This window comes from Tolypothrix sp. PCC 7601 (genome assembly GCF_025677855.1).
Taxonomy (GTDB): Bacteria; Cyanobacteriota; Cyanobacteriia; order Cyanobacteriales; family Nostocaceae; genus Aulosira; species Aulosira diplosiphon.
In genome coordinates this window covers 8,840,420-8,860,013 of sequence record NZ_CP064879.1, presented here as the reverse complement: position 1 = coordinate 8,860,013, position 19,594 = coordinate 8,840,420, and the positions used below count along the sequence as shown (strand labels likewise).

Genomic DNA, 19,594 nt, shown 5'->3' with positions numbered 1-19,594 from the left:
ATAAAGTTAGTATAAAGAGAATTCACCTTGATGATGTTGCTAACAGAGCGATCGCACAATGGATAATTTTAATTTGATTAACTATACGTTCTAGTTCTGCAAAAACCGGAGTTTGTTCGCGGACAGCTTGTAATGTTGGTGTCACAATGTGGGGATCGATGGTAATTTCTGAGATTCGCGCCATATACAACTGCTCGGTTTGCTCGTGAATAGTTTCCAGATGATTATTAAGTATTGGTAAGGGTTGGGGCGTTTGTCTGTATTGCAGAGCATCGGCTAAATTCTCCAAAATTTGGATGATACTATCAGTAAATTCTGGGATTGCTGCAAATTGATACTGACCGCTAAATTCTCGCTGATGTTCCGCTAAAGTTGTTATTGAGTTATAAAAATTGCGAATATATATCATTAATGTCATCACAGGTTCGATTTCTCCCTGAACATGACGGGGTTCGCTAAACAATCTTTGAGCGGCGGCGTTGGCGTTGGCGTTCTCTAGTGCAGCTTGATGACGTAGGCTGTTGAGAGCAGCCACAGAAGTATTTTGGGAATTGAGATAGTTCGCAATTACCTGTTGAAAGTATGCAAGATTAGCGCGAATTGTTTTTGCGAGTTGGGCGGGAAGTTTTTGTCTTTCCCAACTGGGAAACAGTAAATAGCCACCAATCAGCGCTAACCCACCACCAACGCAACTATCAACAATCCGCAATAATCCTACCTCCCAGCCACCGGCATTAATCATATTTAGGAGTAAGATAATGGCGGGAGTCAACAGCGTGATAAACAGGGTATAACTAAGCGATCGCACTGACATGGCCGTAAACACCAGCAACAATAGAAAAAATGCGATCGCCCATTGATTGTGAATCAACAAAATTGCAGTAATGCCGATGATACTACCAAAAATTGTACTGAGTGCACGTTGCACTGTTGTCTGCGTTGTACCGCCAAAGTTAGGCTTGAGCGCCACAAGTGCTGTTAAAGTAATCCAGTAACCTCTCGGGATTTGCAATAATGAGGAAATTAATTCCGCCAAAGCAACAACCACTGCTAAACGCAACGCATGGCGGAACATCACCGAATCAAAAGTTAAGTTACACCGCAGCGTCTCCATCATCTCAGCAGTTGTCGGCGGTTTGGGTAGGGTAATATCTTGGTTGATGGGGTTACGCTGTTTTCCTTGTTGTAAATCTGTAACTATCTCAGCATCAGTATGAATTTGTTGTACCAACTGACTGAAACTGGTGGTTAACTTCCGCAAATTAACTAAATCCCAATACTCATCTCTGGGTAAATTACTGTTTTGACTGACAACTTGATTGCGTAAAATTTGCCACTCATATTCTAGTGCTTCCACAGAGCGATCTAAATCTCCCAAATGCACAGAATTTCTGCCTTTAGCGATCGCAGTTGCTAACATCTGCATAGCAATTGCCAACTGTGTCATCACCTCAGCAATTTCTCTCTGCAAACGGGAACATAACGGACTCTCAGATGCGATCGCCAACAGTTCCACCTGCGCCACCACCGAAGTAATAATTTGATTAGCATCCTCAATTAACACAAGTAACTGATTTCCCCGCAGACTAGCGCCTTTTTGAGTTGTCCAGACACTAGCCCAAGTATTGCGAGCTGCTGTTAAGTCCTGTGTGACGGTATCCTGTGCTTGGACAAATTGCTCCCCCCAATCCTCAATATCCTGGGGATGGACAACTCTCTTGCCAGCTACTTCAATAAATTTACTGAGTGAGTTGTAACATTTAGCTACAGATGCCGTGACAGGCTTCTCGGGGCGGACTACCAATAACCCTAGAGATAGCAGCGTTGTCCATGTTCCCCCAGCGAGACAAAGTAGAGAATGCAGCAGTAGCGTAGACAAATTTCCCGGTGCAGAGAATCGCGCCAAGGAAACAACAAACATAATCCCAGTGATTAAGCTGACAGAAGCTGGTACACTACCAAAAATACCCGCCAACCCAACAATAAAAATCACCAAAAACGTCATAGGAATTGCTAACCACAGAGTGCTGCTAACTAAATTGGCGATCGCAAACACCAAAGTCACGCTGATAGTAGCAGCAATCAGTGCAATTAGCTTTTGACGATATACCCCATCAACATTTACCATCCCCACAAACCAAGCTGCCATAGTCGCGATCGCACTTTCCGCCCCATGTCCTGTAAATATGCCAACGCCAATCGGCACACCAAGAATCAACAAACTACGCAATCCATTGGTAATAGCAGGCTTACCCGGCTGGAGTTGAAACTGCTGTAACAGCCAAACCACAGGACTTTGATTGGACATGATGGCAAGTATGAAGTGTTCAGTCTGAAGTAGTATGAAGTATGCAGAGAATTCCTGCTTCTACTCTAAGTACAGAATTTCCACAAACCTCTTTCCCCCCGCCCCCTACTAGTGGTTTATCGCATTAATTTTACGGCGCTGCGAGATCCCCGACTTCTTCAAGAAGTCGGGGATCTGACCCCTCACATATTCTCATAACTTTTGCGATCGCCCACTAGTCTGCCAAAGTCTTTTTGAAAGGTGGGGTAAAGTCTTTAAACCCTTCCCCCTTGACCTTTTCCCTTTACCCAATCAACACCTGTCAATATTTGTGTGTTGAACTACGACCTCCTCACTTTAAATACTTCTGCAACAAACCAATAAACACCTCTGGCATTTCCAAATGGGGTAAAATGCCAGTGTTGGCGATCGCCACAAATGCACGAATGAAATCGGGATTTAAATTTGCTAATCTTCTACCGAGTTTAATATTGGTAAATTGTGCCTTTTCGCCCCAGAAAAACACCGTGGGAATTTTGAGTTGCTGAATATATAAACTCAAATCAAAATAAAGGTCGCCTCGCAGAAATGCCAAGCCTGCAAACTTAGCATTTGGCTGTTGTGCAGAAGTTAAATAAGCTTGCACCATCTCCGAGGAGACACGTTCGGGTTTGGCAAACAAAAAACTTTGCAGAAAGTTGCGAACTGCAAATTCATTTTCCGCACCCACAGCATAAATTAAATTATCAATCAACGGCGTATTAATCAGTGGTAGCGGTAGTCTGCGTGCCACACCTTGACCAAAATCATCAAACCCAGCCGGACAAACTAAATATAAATCTTGGAATAACTCAGGCTGGGTAATTGCCAAACGAATAGCCAAAGCCGCAGTTAAAGACGAAGCCACAACTGTTACAGGCTGACGACAAGTTTGGTTAATAAATTGGGCGATCGCATTTAAATAATCTCGAATTTGATAATCCCATATTGGATGCGCCGACTCTCCCCAACCAATTAAATCTGGGGCTAATATATGGTACCTATCAGCAAAAGCTGGATAAACTTTTGACCACTCATAAGCAGAAGCACCGCCACCAAAGTTATGTAAAAATAATAGCGGTGGCAAATTTTCAGCATCAGCAATCGACCAAGGTGCAGTTGTTTGGGTATAGTAAACCATCGCCCCCAATGAGGTATGAATTACTTTGTGCCCAAAGCCAGGAGGTTGGAATTGAAGCATAAAATTAAGTATAAAGGATAAAAATTTAACTATTCAATCTTTATAGAATCGAGGAAAATCAACATTTTCATAAGTGTACCTACTTATGAATAAATAAAATTCAAAATTTGAATTTTGAATTTCTATCTCACATCCTTGGGAGTCACTTGAATAAGTTGACGCAGATTATCACCACTAATGTTATAAGCTGACCCAAAGCCTACTACAAAACGACCTTGGTTAGGAGTTAACTGAAAAATGCGAAAGTCAGCCAAACCGAGAAAAACTTCGATAATTTCACCAAATCGATTTTGAAAGCGCTCAACAATTTTCTGCCACTGCTCAGTATCTCTTTCTATTAAAGTTGCCGTACAATCAAAAGTTAAACGACGACGAGCAAAAATTTGATTTGCCTGATTTTCATCCTCAATAAATAAAACACTCACATGAGGATTGACAAGAATATTTTTAGTATGGGCAACTAATCCACTAACATAAATATAAATATTATAAGAATCATCCATTACAAAAGGAGCATAACTCGCATTAGGCATTCCCTCAGCATTAACAGTGCTAATAATGAGACTTTGAAATTGCTCAGTGAATTTTTCGTACTCAGCTTGAACTTGTTCTAGTTGGCTCATAATCCAATTACCCATTGATGAATGACAATTTGTTGAGTATTCTAACCTTGTTCGCCCCTCAGATGAAATGATGCCAGATGTGGCTTTATTGTACCTAATTTCCACACATCAGGACTTAGGCAAATAAGGGATTTCCAAGAAATAAATTCCATCTTGTGGGGCGGGCATCTTGCCCGCCATGCCACATAAACTGGGCGGACAAGATGTCCACCCCACAATACATACTGGGATATTTTTTTATTTGGAAGTCTCTAACAGATATTAATTGAAAAAATCTGCGTAGGATGCGTTAGCCATTGGCGTAACGCATCACTTAAGCAAATAACACAGATTAATTTTAGAAATACATCTAGGATGTGTTAGCCTTTGACGTAACGCCTCACCTAAATCTTGTGGCTATAAATCTGATGTAGTCAGCATCTTACCCGACCAAATTATACAAGTTCATCTAGAAAATCCGACAACACCCGGATAGATCCGCAATCTCAATCAATACGGTTCAGTTAAGAAGATTTTCTGTTGAAGCAGGTAAAGGAAGCAGAGGGAAAGAAAAAAGGCTTATTTGAACTGTATTGCCATATAAATCAATACAGTTCAGTTAAAAAAATAAATTGATAAACAACAATAATTTTGGAGGGGGTTTGGGGGACGCAACCGTCACCCAATCGGGGGTTTGGGGGAGAATCCCCCAATTGATCTAGCTATTTCCCCAACTGATAAATCAATACAGTTCAGTTAAAAAAATAAATTGATAAACAACAATAATTTTGGAGGGGGTTTGGGGGACGCAACCGTCACCCAATCGGGGGTTTGGGGGAGAATCCCCCAATTGATCTAGCTGTTTCCCCAACTGATAAATCAATACAGTTCAGTTAAAAAAATAAATTGATAACAAAACAATAATTTTGGAGGGGGTTTGGGGGACGCAACCGTCACCCAATCGGGGGTTTGGGGGAGAATCCCCCAATTGATCTAGCTGTTTCCCCAACTGACAAATCAATCACAAATGTATTGCCATCTCAATTCTAAATCCAAAATTGTCTGACTCTGGACTACCTCCACGAAAAAATCTGACAATTCAGACACCACTATCTTTTGTATTTATTTGTAACAAATATATAAGAAGCTAAACTAAAGAAAGTTATGAGGACGCAAATATGACCGACAAAAATCGTTCTCAATGGGATTTATGCAGGTTTATCAAAACCTTAACCTACTTTGAGGTTATTCCTTTGCTGAACTGGGTACAAAAATTGATTCCCGGTAATTCTCAAGAGAATGAAGATAGACCTAATGGAGGAAGAAATTTGGGTGTAATACTAGTAGCAGGTGCAACAGGTGGTGTTGGTAAACTTGTGGTTAAGCAATTACTAGAACGTGGCGAGCGGGTGCGCTGTCTTGTCCGTGATCTTGAAAAAGCCAGGACAATTCTGGGTAATGATGTTGACTTAGTAGTTGCGGATATTACCAAACCAGAAACCTTAACTCCTATAGTCATGGCGAATCTGCAAGCTGTGGTATGTTGTACCGCCGTGCGCGTCCAACCAGTAGAAGGAGATACAGCAGATAGAGCCAAATATTATCAAGGCATCAAATTTTACCAACCAGAAATCGTTGGCGATACACCCGAAAATGTCGAATATCAAGGTGTCAAAAACTTAGTAGCAGCAGCGAAAAAATATTTGCCAACACCCAATACCAAGCTGATATTTGATTTCACCAAACCATCAGCAGAATTAAAAGATATCTGGGGTGCTTTAGATGATGTAGTCATGGGTGGTGTGAGTGCCAGTAATATGCAATTTGTCGATGATACAGCATTATTTGCTGGCTATGTCTCCACCGCCAACTCCGGGGGCTTTGCTTCTGTAAGAACCAAAAATTTTGAACCACCATTTAATTTATCTGGTTATGAAGGTGTAGAATTACGCATCAGAGGCGACGGTCAACGCTATAAATTCTTTCTCCGGCCAGACACAAAATGGGATGGATTAGGATACAGTTATTCCTTCGATACTGTAGCTAATACCTGGATAGATATTCGCATTCCATTTGCCGATTTAACACCTGTATTTCGTGCCAAAACTGTTAAAGATGCACCACCAATTGACGCGAGTACCATTAGCTCATTGCAATTAATGTTAAGTAAATTTGAATATGATGGCGCATTAAATCCCAAATTTACCCCTGGTGGCTTTAGTTTGCAAGTAGAATCAATCAAAGCTTATGGTGGAACAAATTTACCGCAGTTTGTCTTAGTTAGTTCCGCAGGTGTCACCCGTCCCGGAAGACCAGGAATTAATTTAGAAGAAGAACCCCCAGCCGTGAGATTAAATGACCAATTGGGCGGAATTTTAACTTGGAAATTAAAAGGAGAAGATAGTTTAAGAACAAGCGGTATTTCTTACACAATTATTAGGCCATGTGCTTTAACACAAGAAGCAGGAGGTAAGGAATTAATCTTGGAGCAAGGTGATAATATTCGGGGAAAAATCAGCCGTGAGGATGTTGCTGAACTTTGCATCCAAGCGCTGAAACAACAAAACGCTTGTAACCGCACCTTTGAGGTCAAAGCAGGAGAAAACAGCAATAATTCTATCAATTGGCAGAGTCTATTTTCTAACTTACAGCCTGATCAATAAATCTTAGAAAGGCGAGAATAGGAAAGAAAGGGAAAAGGTAGCATAATACTTGCCGGTTAAGGGGAAAAAAAGGGAATGGGAAAAGGGAAAGAAACAACCTTTAACCCTTACCCTTTAACCTTTTCCCCAAAACCAATTTTGAGTTCAAAACGCTATCCCTTGTAGTATTGAAAGATAGCACCTTTTCCATTTTCCCCAAGCACAAAAGTAAATGAAATGTTTAACAAGCTATTATTCGCCGGGTTGTTGATAATTACGCTGTTAATGGGGATATTATCAAAACCAGCTTTATCTCAGCAGATAGAATCACGAATTAATAACTTAGAAGCAGACTTAAACCGCGTTGAATCACAGTTAAGTCAAATACAATCTCAACTCGGTCAAAGTCGCTTGTCTCCATCCCCAAGAACAACGCTTACCCCTCGTCAATCAGGCGGTTCTGGAAGGAATTTATCAACAGCAGAACGAGATAGAATGTTTGATAGGCTTGCAACTTTGGTTGTAGAACTCAAGCAACAAGTCAACAAATTAGAAACACGTGTCTCCAAGCTAGAATCGCGTTAATAAATTGTTCTACCCATTCACGATAATTGGGTACCCGGAAACGATAATTGAGTACCCGAAAATCATAACTAGGTACCCGGAAACGATAACTGGATACCTGGAAACGATAATTGAGTACCCGGAAACTGTAACTAGGTACCCGGAAACGATAACTGGATACCTGGAAACGATAATTGAGTACCCAAAAACGGTAACTGGGTACCCAAAAACGATAACTGGCTACCTGGAAACTGTAACTGGGTACTTGAAAACGGTAACTGGGTACCCGGAAACAATAATTGGGTACTCAAAAACCATAACTATCTTGTCAGTGGTGTCAACTTAACGTGAAACCCGCTCTTGTGCAAGGTTTCGCCCTCACCCCCAGCCCCTCTCCCACGGGGCTACGGTGTACACAGAAGTCTTGAAATCCTACCTGGAAGGGAGTTTTAAACTCAGATAAAAATCGCTCAAAACCTGTCATTGCGAGCGAAGCGTTCGCGTAGCGTCTCGCAGAGAAGCAATCGCTTGGTGCTGGGATTGCTTCGTCGTTCCTCCTCGCAATGACAATTTAAGGGGGTTGAAATCCCTGAAACGTATGTGGAGAGTACTTGTGTGTACACCGTAGCCCACGGGGAGAAGGGAGCCAGAGATTTAGTTCCCCTTCTCCTGCGGGAGAAGGGGTTAGGGGATGAGGGCGGGAGGTATTTGTACAATGCCCACCCTATATCGCTTTTAGCTAAAGTTGACAGCATAAAGTTTTAACTATGAAATAAAATAATATGTCAGTTTTGTAAGTCCTGATATACCAGGAAAAATTCTGTTTTCTTCAATCTTTAATCCTTAGTTGTTGTTCAAAATAAGATAAGTTCTCAGAGTAGAAATTTTTATCTTTCACACTGTAACAACCAAAAGTTGGATTTTAGCATATTTCTATTACTTTGATTTTGTGCCTTTTCGATTCTGCAATACTCCCCAGGGATAGATAACAACTAAACCTCTTGACTGATGCAATTTTCTATCTCATCAGAGAAACTGTAACAGTAATTAAACAAATATACAGCAGATTCGATGTTTATAAGGTACAGCAACTAATTGAAAAAAGTAATGATTAATAAGTAAAATTCCTACTCATTACTCATTACTCATTACTCATTACTCATTATTGCTGTAAATACATTGGAATTGCACCCTTTGATCCATAATTCATCCAAGTAACATGAATGCAGAGATATCCGCAGTTTGGCAGCAAATTCAAGGCATGATTGATGGATTTATTGTGCTGCTTCCTAACCTAGTTTTGGCATTAATTGTCTTTGTCATTTTCTTTCTAATTGCTAGAGCAATTAAGAGAATGGTCAAACGAGTAACACGAAACCGTCGTCAAGCTCGTAATTTAGGATTAGTACTTGGGCGTTTAGCACAGGGGACAACAATTCTAGTAGGACTATTCATCGCTTTATCAATTGTCATCCCCACATTTAGAGCAGGCGATTTAGTACAACTTTTAGGAATCAGTGGGGTAGCAATTGGTTTTGCATTCCGTGATATTTTGCAGAACTTTTTAGCAGGAATTTTAATTTTACTCACTGAACCTTTTCAAATTAATGACCAAATAGTCTTTAAAAATTTTGAAGGAACTGTAGAAAGTATTGAGACACGCGCCACCACAATTAGAACCTATGATGGTCGGCGAATTGTGATTCCTAACTCTGAATTGTTCACCAATTCTGTGACTGTAAATACTGCCTTTGAAAGTCGCCGCTTACAGTATGATGTCGGCATTGGTTATGGTGATGATATCGACCAAGCCAAGCAATTAATTCTCGAAGCAATGCATAGCTTAGATGAAGTGCTGTCAGATCCGGCTCCTGATGTATTGGTGATGGAATTAGCTGAAAGTACCGTAAATATCCGCGCCCGTTGGTGGATCAAACCACCCAGGAGAGCCGACGATCTCGCTTCACGCGATCGCGTCCTGACTGCAATCAAGAAAACCCTCACCGCTAATGGTATAGATCTACCTTTCCCCACCCAACAAATTTTATTCCACGACCAAACCGAAGAAACAGATGGCGATCGCTCCCGTCAGCGTGAAGGTTGGCCTGCTGGTAATCGGGAAGTACCAAAGCCTCGCCGCATCAGCAATTCTCTAAGGTTACTGGCGCAAAAACATTCCTCCCATGACGGGAATGGTAAGATAGATTCTCAATTCAATGAACAATAAAATTCCAATTTTAAATGGCAAATATGAACGTTAATCAGGCTGAGTGTCCGAGTTGATCCCGAAAGGCTGAAAAAATTAAGAAGTTCACGTAGTGGACTGACACAGCTAATTTGGTGCAATAGCAAAAATTCATTTCATCCGCGTTTATCTGCACGGCAGTTGCTTCTCCCAAGGGGAGACGCTACGCGTAGCTTGCTTCCCCGTAGGGGTACAAGTCGGGGAACCGCAAGGGCGCACTGCCTTGTTTATCTGCGGTTAATTTAATCAAATCTAATGCCTCATTTTAGGCGTGTCAGTCCATTAGGATGCGTTAGCGATAGCTTAACGCATCCGTGCAAAAGCTTTTAGTACGTTACGCGTTACAGAAAGGTAGCTGTGATTTATTGTTGGGCTAGCAACTTATAAAAGAAATTACCAATAAAAAATATTTTTAGTAATAACCACCTACCAAGCTATAAATCAAACTAGTAAGAACTAACAATGTAATGATGACAAAGCTCCATATCCGCCGTGAGAGGAAAGCAAAAAGGGAAATTATCACGCGGATGATAGGAGTAGCAATCATGAGTAATATTCCTAGTTGAATAATGGCTCTATCACTACCAGCCAACAGCGCTTTGATTACACCTAATGGCGAGCAAAAATTAGATGGTTCACCTCGAAACAATTGATATCTAGCTGGTTCAGTTCCATGATGAACTAAGTAAATTATTCCCCCAAATAACACTACAGCACTAGCAATTAAAACGCCAAATTTGAGTAAGTTACTCAGTAACTTCTCAAATTTCTGTTCATCTTCACTTTTAATAATATTTTTAGCAGAATTCAGCGTAATATCAGTATTTTTAGTTAGCTGTTTTAAAGCAGCAATATCGCTATCTATTTCTTCTGGCTCTAAAGGTTCTACAACAACTTCGTTTTTAGGTATGAAAGCAAACGAACGCCGAAATAAATCAAAATAGACCATTGATTATACTCCAATCAGACTGTTGTAGACCATCTTCAGCGCCATTGCTATTAATACAAAACTGAAGATAATTCTTAAAACTTGGGTTTTAGCACCTATGAGAATTCTGGCACCCAAAAAAGCACCAGGTAACACACCCAACATCACAGGCATTGATAATCCAGGGTCAATATAACCACGGGCTAAATAAACTCCTGCTGAAGCTGCGGCTGTCACACCAATCATAAAATTACTGGTGGTTGTAGATACTTTAAATGGAATACGCATCACGTTATCCATTGCCAAAACCTTAAATGCACCCGAACCAATACCAAGTAATCCAGAAATAATTCCAGATACAAACATCACAGCAAACCCACCTGGAACCGCATGAACTTGATAAGGAATAAAGCCATCGGGTGTTGGGTAAGCACCATTCAGTTCTAAATAATTTGCAAAGCCATCTTCTGTTTCATTTTCTGGTTCTTGGCGTTTGGGTTGTTGTGAGAGATATGCTGAATAAAGTAAGATAATTGCTAGGAAAATTGTTAAAGCTTTCACAGAAACTTTAGTGGCAATTATAGCGCCTATAATAGCTCCAAAGGTTGTTGCTACTTCTAAAAACATTCCTAATCTTAAATTAGTGTAACCTTGCTTAATGTATGTAGATGCTGCACCTAAAGAAGTAGCAATTACAGATACTAAAGAAGCGCCAACAGCATAGCGAATATCAACACCAAATACTGAAGTTAATAAGGGTACAATCACTACTCCGCCTCCTAAACCGGTTAATGCACCTATCAACCCAGCAGTAAAGGAACCTACCCAAACTAATAAAGAAAATTCCAGAATATTCACATCTGCTAGCCTTTTGTTATCTAAGTAACTTTTTTCTTTGTAGAGACGTGTTTAGCGTCTCTACATTTTTATTGCTTAATTTTAATCAGCTTCTTCCTCGCCGCCTAGAGGTACATCCGGAAGTCTAGAAGCAATATTTTTTTCTCCAACATTAGGAATATACCAGTTGATATCGCCAGCTTGAAAAAGTTTACTGGGAGTAACATTAAACTCTAAGGCGCTGGTTTCTGGATTGCTCTTAGCTATCAATTGTGTACCTTTAAATATTTTGATAGCGGCTGCACCGTCTAATGATTGATTCGGGTCTATGTTTAAACCAGCAACTTTAGCATCATTTGCTAAATAAATCCCCTGACAATCCCATCCTGCTGGGGTTTCTTGCCCAGCACCTAAAAAGTAAAGTGTATTATCGTAGGATGTTTTCGGTTTTTTAGGTTTGGGGCCGTACACAGCAATTGTTTTGTCTGTTTCATTGCGACATTGACCCCAGTTAATCCCTTTTTCGAGAGCATATTTTTGAAACGACAATTCATCAATTTTTTTCTGGATATCTTCCACTGTGAATGTCTCGGATATCGTTTCTCCCGTTTTAGCGGCTGCCAGTTGCGCTTCTAGAATATCTAGGGATTTGGTTACTTCTACGTAATCAGCACTTTTGGTAATTTTTTGTGGGTCTGCTAAGGAAGGTCTAGCAAATATAAAATTTAACCCAATAATTAACACTAGTAACAGAGATTTAAATAACTTCATGGTTCTCCTGATGATAACAAAGATGGATTATGAAGACGCAAAATTTTCGGGATAATTTTACGTCTTCAGCATTATTTAGTCTTCTATTGGTGCATTAGGTGCTTGAGCGCTAACATCAGCTGCCGATAAATTGGGAATTGTCCAGGTAGTGTCACTTGTTTTGAAGATTTTTGCAGGCGGAACATTTAATTCAATAGCGCCTGTTTGGGGATTTGTTTGAGCAATTAGCTGAGTACCAGGGACAAATTTTAATGCTAGGGGTTCTGTTAATTCCTGTGCTTGGGTATCACCAGGAATTAAGCCAGCAATTTTTACTCCTGCTGGTAGGTAAACACCATCACAGTTCCATTCATCGTCTGTAATTTTGCCGTTACCTAAATAATAAATACTCGGCTGTTGATTTTTCTTAGCTTTATGGGCGAAAACTGCTAAATTTTGTCCAGTTTGATTACGACATTGTCCCCATTCTAGAGATGTCTCCAGAATATATTTTTGGAGATTTAATTCGCCTGTTTTCTGTTCAATTTGTTCTGCTGTATATCCTGATTCTGCTGGTGCTGTTTTTGCTTGTGTTAGTTCGTTGATGGCTTGTGTAACTTCAGCATATTCAGGTGTTTGCGTCAGTAGTGGCGGATCAGCCCAAGATGGTTGGACAATTAAAAAATTCACTAATAGTGTGAAGACTAATAAAAAAGTTTTAAAGAGCTTCATGGGGTTCTCCTGATGAGGCTTAAAGGGTAAATTTTTACCCGTTGTTGATATCTATCGCTAGCAATCAAAATTGCAATTTCTCAACTAATCAATCCCAAGACACAAAATTTTGACTGCGATAAGTTGTCTAACTTTCACCAATTTCCTTATTTTTAGCCTATTTTAGTTCTCTTCGACTTCTGCCCTAGGTTTATATTTTTTGACTATCACCATGAGACAGATACAACTAGCTACTAAAGCCAGTGGACTCAATGCGCCACTTTCTAAAATGATATATACTCCTAATCCCACCAAGACAAAGGGAACCAAATTACTACCATAACGATTGAGAATAGTTGCAATATTGTTTTGGTTAATTAGTTTGTAGCTGCCATAGCACCAAACTCCTACAAGCAAAAAGAAGATGATGAGAATTATGCTCAGTCTGATGAGATTGCTGTTAGCAAACAATGGCATATAAATACTGATATTATCACTACCATTGGCAATGGTAATTGCTGCAACACTATAAGTTTGTGGAGAAAGAAAGCTAGCAAATGGAGAAGTTTGTGATTGTTTCAATTCCTCATCTTCTGCATCATCATCATCACTTTCTTGATTGAGCCAACTACTCATACCAATTGCGATAGGAGCTAGTCCCAGTAGACCAATCCAGTGTTTTGGTAATATCATACCGCCCAAAAAGCCCGTCAGACTAGCAATTACTAAAATACTAAATCCGAGGAACTGACCGATAACAATATGCCGCGAACGGAAATTATTATTGATTTGTGAAAACCAGAGCGACAAAATAACTAAATCGTCAAGATTAGTTGCGGTAAAAGCTGTTATGCCTGTAGGGATAGCGGTAATTAATTCTTCCATTACACAGTTTTGGATATTGAATACTGGATTATTGATGATTGCACAAAGGGCAAATAGCTAATATCATGTCCGTTTGCAGACTTATCATATCTGTGAAGGTTGGGAATGGGTAATAGGTAATGGGTAATGGGAAATAAAAAGACAGTTTAACAATTACCAATGACCAACAAGACCAACCATATCGTCAGTAATTAGCCTGACTTGATATAACTTGGCTATTTTTTGCCCCGTTTCGCGTTACCGTAAGCATCGCTGTCAAATCTAATGTGAATTGCGTCGATAGCTTTGACCATTTTGTTAACCATTTTGGGCGAGCGTAATCTCTGGCACATGAACCATCCGCAAGCAATGGCAATATAGATTAAAAAGAGATAAGGAAAGAGATTATAAGGAGCTTCAGGAACTGGAAACATTTGATTTCCGGGAATTCCGATGCTACCTACCAAGGGAATGCACATAAACCCTATGGCTATGAGGGAAAATATGATATCTCTAAGACGCAGACTATTGATTTTGTAGAGGTAAATTGGTGCAGCAATAGAGATTAAGATGTAAACGGTGACAAATCCAAAGCTGGCGATCGCACCTAAATATCCCATACTCTCAAAGAGTTTGATTTGAAATAGAGCCATCACCGCCGGAATTAAGAATGTCAAGAAAGAACACATCGTGACAGCAATGTGAGGCGTTTTATTCGATGTGTGTGTATTGCCAAGCTTGGCATGGAACAATCCATGACGCGCCATTAAGAAGAAGATTCTGGCGGCGGGATTAATACTTCCCAGAACGCAAGCAAAGAAGCTAGCTAAAGCACCTAACCCAACTAATTCACCTAGCCAACCTAAACCTATTTGTTGGGAGAGATAACCTAGAGGTTCCTCGGTGTGGGTAATATCTACTCCTGAGTGGCGAAACGCTAAGACTTCTATATATGTAGTGCAGACATAGAATAAACCAGCGAGGACGACACTACCTAAAACTGAGCGCGGAATGGTTTTTAATGGGCTTTTTGCTTCATCACCCAAGGTAGTTGCACTTTCAAATCCAGAGAAGGCAAACATTACCAGTACCAGTCCGGTTGCGAGACTACCTGGCTGCACACCACTCAAAGTTAGTTGGGGTATATCTAATGCAAAACCGTGGTGTGCCCAAATCATCACACATAAAATGCCAATCAATGCTATGGATAGACCCTCCATCCATAGCATAGCGACGGCTGAGAGTTGAATATCTCTATAACCTGCATACCAGGCGATGCCTGCACCTAAAGCTAGTAAGGTAATACTAGAAGGGTGGATTCCTAAATGACCAATCAATACACTGCTGAAGTTGGCAAACCCACACAACACCGACATGGCAGTAAATAGATAAGCCAAAACCAAACTCCAACCGCAGATGACACCAGCTGTCGGGCCAAGACCTTTGACGATATATGAATAGAGAGAACCAGGCGAAGCAGAACGGCTAGCAAATTGATTGATATTGATACTGACAAATACCAATCCCACTAAACCTAGAACCATACTTAGCCAAGTCCCATTACCTGCAAGAGCAACAATTAAACCCACGTTAGACGCAGGGATAGTTGTTGGTGCAATGACTGCAAAAGATTGTGCTAAAACTTCCCCAAAAGAAAGGCAATGTGATTTTAAGCCATGAAAACTTTGTTGTAAGACTTGTTGTTGGTTTGCATTGATCTTGAATTCACTGGACATCAAAACATACCCCTGGTATATCGAGTATCAGCCATTAACCGAAGTTTTATTTGTAGTTTCTTTTAACCAGCGATCGCTATCAGTACTTATGTTTTAAGTTATCTCCCTTACGTGAGAAAAGCAAACATTTTTTCTTTTTAATTTAATAAATAAAAATAATTGATTTCACAAATACTCTGGAAAGCTAGTTCTGCTAATTATTTCAGCTACATTTAGGCTCAAAAAGCTGATTAATTGTAAAAATTTTATGAGGCTGCACTACATATATCACTTCGATTTTAAAAGTCGTAACAAAACGTACAGTTTATATATTGTGCCTGTGTACTTACTTATAGATTTTTGATTTTGTCATTAATAAACTACTATAAATCTATCAGCTTTATGTTTTATTATCATAATTCTAGATTATCTAAGTAGCGAATTAAACCTATTACTAATACAGCAAATAAATTGTTAGATTGCCAAAGCAAGGTAGCACAAGGCTGACAAGAATTATAAAAATAATAATAGGTGGTTATTCTGGTATATTTTATTAACAATTTCTGGTGTCTTGCTGAAATGATCTAGAGTTGGTAATACCCAATTTAATTCCCGGTAATCCACAAGGAAATTGTATGTATTGACTGCATTTACGCGTGATGAATACATAACAATTAGGAAATGCGATCGCATCTCATCAAAAAGTTGTGCTATACCATTTTTGCGATTATCTGATGATAAAAATTCCAGATTTTTTTATTCTTTAGCCGCCAGGAAATTTATTAAGCAAAAAAATGATTTTTGATCAAGCAGAATTTAATTTAAGATGTGAATGGGGAGTACAAGGAGTTGTTCAACTTGCACCCATTAGTGATGTCATTATTATTGTCGATGTACTCTCGTTCTCGACCGCAACCGAAATTGCCACCAACAATGGTGCAATGATTTATCCATATCAATGGAGAGATGATTCAGCCATTGATTATGCCAAGTCTGTAAAAGCAGAATTATCACAAGGTCGTTGGGCCAAAGCAGGTTATTCACTTTCCCCAGCATCCTTAACTAAAATACCTACGGGAACTAGGTTAGTGATACCTTCTTCCAATGGTTCAACATTGACATTGCTCACTGATAATACTCCCACAATAGCTGGATGCTTGCGAAATTGTGCAGCAGTAGCAAAATTTGCTCAACAATACGGGTCACAAATCTCAGTCATTCCCGCAGGCGAAAAATGGCAAGATGGTACAATGCGCCCAGCTTTTGAAGATTTAATTGGCGCAGGGGCAATTCTGAGTTTTTTGCATGGTAGCCTATCTCCGGAAGCAGAAACTGCTGTTACCACATTTGCTGCATTTCAACATGATTTACTAGGATACTTAAAGAAATGCAGCTCGGGGAAAGAATTAATTGCCAAAGGTTACGAGTTAGATGTGGAATTAGCAGCAGCTTATAATGTGAGTGAGTGCGTCCCTTTATTGATTGACAAGGCTTATAGCAATTGTTCAAAGTAAAGCCACCGATGGATAGTAGGTGGCAGGTTATATCAATTCAAATTATGTTTGCGACAGATAAATTCTTTGTAGGGGCACGGCACTACTCATTGGTGTCAACTTAAGCTAAAAGCGATATAGGGCGGGCGTTGTACAAATACCTCGCGCCCTCATCCCCTAACCCCTTCTCCCGCAGGAGAAGGGGAACTAAATCTCTTGCTCCCCTCTCCGTGTGGGAGAGGGGCTGGGGGTGAGGGCGAAACCTTGCACAAGAGCGGGTTTCACGTTAAGTTGACACCAATGGGCACTACTAAGATATTTGATATACCAAAAGATTGTGGATGCCGTGCCCCTACCCAGCTATAGTTGATTTTGAATTGAGATTACTATCCAGTTTGTAGCTTAGATAAACTGCGATCGCTAGCTTCCTTATCTCATGGGATTGGGGATTAGAATGTTTACTCAGTACTCTGCACTTAGCACTTGTAGTTCGCCATCAGTATGGGTAACTTGCCATTTGGTTTGTTCTCCTTCGCGCCAAAAACGTAATGACACTTTCGCGTCTCCCACACTCAAATTGATCAATTCCAAATCTGGCAAGCATTCTGGTAAACTTGGCTGTACCTTTAACTTGCGGTGTGGTGCATCGGCTTCGAGTCCTAGTATGCTGCGAATCAGTAGGAAAATTGAACCTGCTGCCCAAGCTTGAGGTATATTTGCATCTGGATAAGGGACTGGAAAGTTATCATCTCGGCGTTCAATTCCGCCAAATAATTCTGGCATTCTTCCAGCTTGAAAATAACTAGCAGCCGCAAAAATTCCTTCAGCGATATGGTTAACTTCTTTGTGGTAGCCGTATCGCTTTAACCCATCTGCAATAATTGAGTTGTCATGTGGCCAGACACTACCGCGTTGATAACTAATGGGGTTATACCCTTGATTTTGAGATGAAAGAGTCCTTATACCCCAACCACACCACATATCTGCTTGAAAAAGTCGCGCTGCAACTTGCTTGGCTCTTTCTTGGGGTACAATACCAGACCAGAGCAAGTGACCAGGATTAGAGGCAATAGATTTGATTTGTTGCTTGTGGTGATCTAAACCAAGACAGTAAAAGCCTTCATCTTCCATCCAAAAGCGATCGTTAAAGCGTTGGTAGAGTTCTTGTGCTTTTTGACGTAGCTTTTTAGCTTGTTCCTGTTCTCCCCACAGATCATAAATTAAAGCGGCTTTTAACCAAGCATCATAAACGTAACCTTGCACCTCACACAAAGCAATTGGTGGTTGCACTAATTGGCCATTGGGGTAAACTATTGAGTCACCAGAATCTTTCCAACCTTGATTGCGTAATCCGTGGCTAGAAAACGTGATATATTCAACGAACCCATCATCATCAAAATCGCCGTACGTATCAATCCACTTTAATGCTTTTGCTAATGGCGATCGACACTCATCAAGCATACTGAGGTCAGCATTCCAGCTATAAGTCTCAGCTAAGGTAACAATCCACAGAATCGTAGTATCTATCGTTCCATAATAGGGATTGTATGGAAGTTGATTGAGTTTGGTTAATTCATCACGCCTCAGCTCGTGCAACATCTTGCCAGGTTGAGCGTCGTGCCAATTATCTAACTGTGTTGCTTGTAACTGGGCTAACCGAACAAGGGTACCACGGGCAAATTCATGATAAACTGCCATTGTTTGCAAGCTAGTAATTACAGAGTCACGACCAAAAACAGCCATAAACCAAGGAATCCCAGCCGCAGGCATCCAAAATTGATGCCCATTATCTTCTACCTCAATCCGCAATGCTCCCATATCAACGATCGCCTGCTGATAAAATCCCTTAATATCGGCATTAGACGATCGCAACTTTGTCGCCTTAGTCAAAAATTCATCGGTGACTTTTCCTGCTGCTGTAGTGTGAGACATGGCACAAGTTTGTTGAGGTTTGAGGACATCCCCATTAGCTAAGGCTGTAAAGTTGATACAACTGTGCCATGTTTTACCAGGAGTAATTACTACATTAAACATCAAACGACCGTTGGCATAACTGGCTTGTGAACCAGAACAGACTGGTTCAGTCACGATGCCACGGACAAAAGAACTGTTACTATACTTAGTAGTCAGTACACCGTCTTGCCATACTGTTTCAGTATTACCCCGCATGATGATGTTCTTGGCTTTGACCTCAAAAATATCTGCAAAGTCAGAACGAATCGCCAACATGAGTTGAAACTCAACTGCTTCTGAGTGATAGTTGGTGATGTCGATATCCTCATGCATTCCTCCTACAATGTCGCGTCGAATAGTTAAGAGCAAACTACCAGGGGGTAAGTTGCCTTTAACTGTAGGAATTTGGGGATTGGTAAATTGATAAAGAGCAGTGTGATGATTGAGATTGCTAGAAGCTAGCAGTACAAGTCGGTAGCGATTGAGAGAAATTTCGTAATAAGAAATTAGGCGTGTGTCACGTACAAAAAAACCTTGCGCTTGATTATCGTCGATAGAAGCATCACTAGCAGTTACCAGAAATGAGGAACCATCATTAATCGTAACCACACCAGGATTGATAGTAACTTGTGTAGGCATAAGTATTGGATATAGGGCATTGGGCATTGGGCATTGGGCATGGGGCATAGGGCATCAATTCTGTCTTCCTCATCCCCCTCATCCCCCTCATCTTCCTCATCTTCCTCATCCCCAATCCCCAATC

General features: G+C 40.5%; 15 protein-coding genes. 4 read left to right on the top strand and 11 right to left on the bottom strand.

Translation table 11 applies throughout. From position 1 onward, the window contains the following. Positions 1 to 22 precede the first annotated feature (22 nt). The 3 genes from HG267_RS35925 to HG267_RS35915 form a co-directional block, all read right to left on the bottom strand. Positions 23 to 2,308: an FUSC family protein gene (locus tag HG267_RS35925; RefSeq protein WP_045873932.1), complete on the bottom strand. Its 2,286-nt coding sequence runs from the start codon at positions 2,306 to 2,308 to the stop codon at positions 23 to 25. A 331-nt stretch (positions 2,309 to 2,639) separates the two neighbouring features. After that, positions 2,640 to 3,527: an alpha/beta fold hydrolase gene (locus HG267_RS35920; protein ID WP_045873933.1), complete on the bottom strand. Its 888-nt coding sequence runs from the start codon at positions 3,525 to 3,527 to the stop codon at positions 2,640 to 2,642. A 122-nt stretch (positions 3,528 to 3,649) separates the two neighbouring features. Next, complete coding sequence (locus HG267_RS35915) at positions 3,650 to 4,150, bottom strand: HugZ family protein (RefSeq protein ID WP_045873991.1); 501 nt, start codon at positions 4,148 to 4,150, stop codon at positions 3,650 to 3,652. Positions 4,151 to 5,307: 1,157 nt separating this feature from the next. On the opposite strand from HG267_RS35915, the gene HG267_RS35910 reads away from it, so the two are divergent. From HG267_RS35910 to HG267_RS35900, 3 genes are all read left to right on the top strand, one after another. Next, entirely contained in the window at positions 5,308 to 6,792 is a 1,485-nt protein-coding gene (locus HG267_RS35910) for a CIA30 family protein (protein WP_045873934.1), read from the top strand. A gap of 216 nt (positions 6,793 to 7,008) precedes the next feature. After that, positions 7,009 to 7,356 carry a hypothetical protein gene (locus HG267_RS35905; protein ID WP_045873935.1) on the top strand — a complete coding sequence of 116 codons (348 nt, stop codon included), beginning with the start codon at positions 7,009 to 7,011 and terminating at the stop codon, positions 7,354 to 7,356. Between the two features lie 1,198 nt (positions 7,357 to 8,554). After that, positions 8,555 to 9,562, top strand: coding sequence for a mechanosensitive ion channel family protein (locus HG267_RS35900; protein ID WP_045873936.1), 1,008 nt, complete (start codon positions 8,555 to 8,557; stop codon positions 9,560 to 9,562). A gap of 430 nt (positions 9,563 to 9,992) precedes the next feature. Here the strand turns inward: HG267_RS35900 and HG267_RS35895 are convergent, their stop codons facing one another. From HG267_RS35895 to HG267_RS35870, 6 genes are all read right to left on the bottom strand, one after another. Beyond that, positions 9,993 to 10,529: a DUF1634 domain-containing protein gene (locus HG267_RS35895; protein ID WP_045873937.1), complete on the bottom strand. Its 537-nt coding sequence runs from the start codon at positions 10,527 to 10,529 to the stop codon at positions 9,993 to 9,995. Between the two features lie 3 nt (positions 10,530 to 10,532). Next, on the bottom strand, positions 10,533 to 11,366 hold the full coding sequence (locus HG267_RS35890) for a sulfite exporter TauE/SafE family protein (RefSeq protein WP_045873938.1): 834 nt from the start codon (positions 11,364 to 11,366) through the stop codon (positions 10,533 to 10,535). 81 nt (positions 11,367 to 11,447) lie between these two features. Continuing rightward, complete coding sequence (locus tag HG267_RS35885; protein ID WP_045873939.1) at positions 11,448 to 12,116, bottom strand: hypothetical protein; 669 nt, start codon at positions 12,114 to 12,116, stop codon at positions 11,448 to 11,450. 75 nt (positions 12,117 to 12,191) lie between these two features. After that, positions 12,192 to 12,827 carry a hypothetical protein gene (locus tag HG267_RS35880; protein ID WP_045873940.1) on the bottom strand — a complete coding sequence of 212 codons (636 nt, stop codon included), beginning with the start codon at positions 12,825 to 12,827 and terminating at the stop codon, positions 12,192 to 12,194. 162 nt (positions 12,828 to 12,989) lie between these two features. Beyond that, positions 12,990 to 13,691: a cadmium resistance transporter gene (locus tag HG267_RS35875; protein WP_045873941.1), complete on the bottom strand. Its 702-nt coding sequence runs from the start codon at positions 13,689 to 13,691 to the stop codon at positions 12,990 to 12,992. A 215-nt stretch (positions 13,692 to 13,906) separates the two neighbouring features. Then, complete coding sequence (locus tag HG267_RS35870; protein WP_045873942.1) at positions 13,907 to 15,406, bottom strand: APC family permease; 1,500 nt, start codon at positions 15,404 to 15,406, stop codon at positions 13,907 to 13,909. 773 nt (positions 15,407 to 16,179) lie between these two features. Here HG267_RS35870 and HG267_RS35865 point away from each other — a divergent pair. Then, positions 16,180 to 16,899 carry a 2-phosphosulfolactate phosphatase gene (locus tag HG267_RS35865; RefSeq protein ID WP_045873943.1) on the top strand — a complete coding sequence of 240 codons (720 nt, stop codon included), beginning with the start codon at positions 16,180 to 16,182 and terminating at the stop codon, positions 16,897 to 16,899. A gap of 441 nt (positions 16,900 to 17,340) precedes the next feature. Here the strand turns inward: HG267_RS35865 and HG267_RS35860 are convergent, their stop codons facing one another. Then, positions 17,341 to 19,470: a glycogen debranching N-terminal domain-containing protein gene (locus HG267_RS35860; protein ID WP_045873944.1), complete on the bottom strand. Its 2,130-nt coding sequence runs from the start codon at positions 19,468 to 19,470 to the stop codon at positions 17,341 to 17,343. Next, positions 19,404 to 19,592 (bottom strand): hypothetical protein, encoded by a 189-nt coding sequence (locus HG267_RS35855; RefSeq protein WP_210403135.1) that lies wholly within the window; start codon positions 19,590 to 19,592, stop codon positions 19,404 to 19,406. Before HG267_RS35855 ends, HG267_RS35860 begins: the two co-directional genes overlap by 67 nt. Between the last annotated feature and the right edge of the window lie 2 nt (positions 19,593 to 19,594).

Excerpts from the sequence above, each read along its gene's own strand:
- HG267_RS35875 (WP_045873941.1), bottom strand. The coding sequence starts at position 13,691 with ATGGAAGAATTAATTACCGCTATCCCTACAGGCATAACAGCTTTTACC.
- HG267_RS35865 (WP_045873943.1), top strand. The coding sequence starts at position 16,180 with ATGATTTTTGATCAAGCAGAATTTAATTTAAGATGTGAATGGGGAGTA.
- HG267_RS35920 (WP_045873933.1), bottom strand. The coding sequence starts at position 3,527 with ATGCTTCAATTCCAACCTCCTGGCTTTGGGCACAAAGTAATTCATACC.
- HG267_RS35910 (WP_045873934.1), top strand. The coding sequence starts at position 5,308 with ATGACCGACAAAAATCGTTCTCAATGGGATTTATGCAGGTTTATCAAA.
- HG267_RS35925 (WP_045873932.1), bottom strand. The coding sequence starts at position 2,308 with ATGTCCAATCAAAGTCCTGTGGTTTGGCTGTTACAGCAGTTTCAACTC.
- HG267_RS35870 (WP_045873942.1), bottom strand. The coding sequence starts at position 15,406 with ATGTCCAGTGAATTCAAGATCAATGCAAACCAACAACAAGTCTTACAA.
- HG267_RS35900 (WP_045873936.1), top strand. The coding sequence starts at position 8,555 with ATGAATGCAGAGATATCCGCAGTTTGGCAGCAAATTCAAGGCATGATT.
- HG267_RS35880 (WP_045873940.1), bottom strand. The coding sequence starts at position 12,827 with ATGAAGCTCTTTAAAACTTTTTTATTAGTCTTCACACTATTAGTGAAT.
- HG267_RS35860 (WP_045873944.1), bottom strand. The coding sequence starts at position 19,470 with ATGCCTACACAAGTTACTATCAATCCTGGTGTGGTTACGATTAATGAT.
- HG267_RS35915 (WP_045873991.1), bottom strand. The coding sequence starts at position 4,150 with ATGAGCCAACTAGAACAAGTTCAAGCTGAGTACGAAAAATTCACTGAG.
- HG267_RS35895 (WP_045873937.1), bottom strand. The coding sequence starts at position 10,529 with ATGGTCTATTTTGATTTATTTCGGCGTTCGTTTGCTTTCATACCTAAA.
- HG267_RS35905 (WP_045873935.1), top strand. The coding sequence starts at position 7,009 with ATGTTTAACAAGCTATTATTCGCCGGGTTGTTGATAATTACGCTGTTA.
- HG267_RS35885 (WP_045873939.1), bottom strand. The coding sequence starts at position 12,116 with ATGAAGTTATTTAAATCTCTGTTACTAGTGTTAATTATTGGGTTAAAT.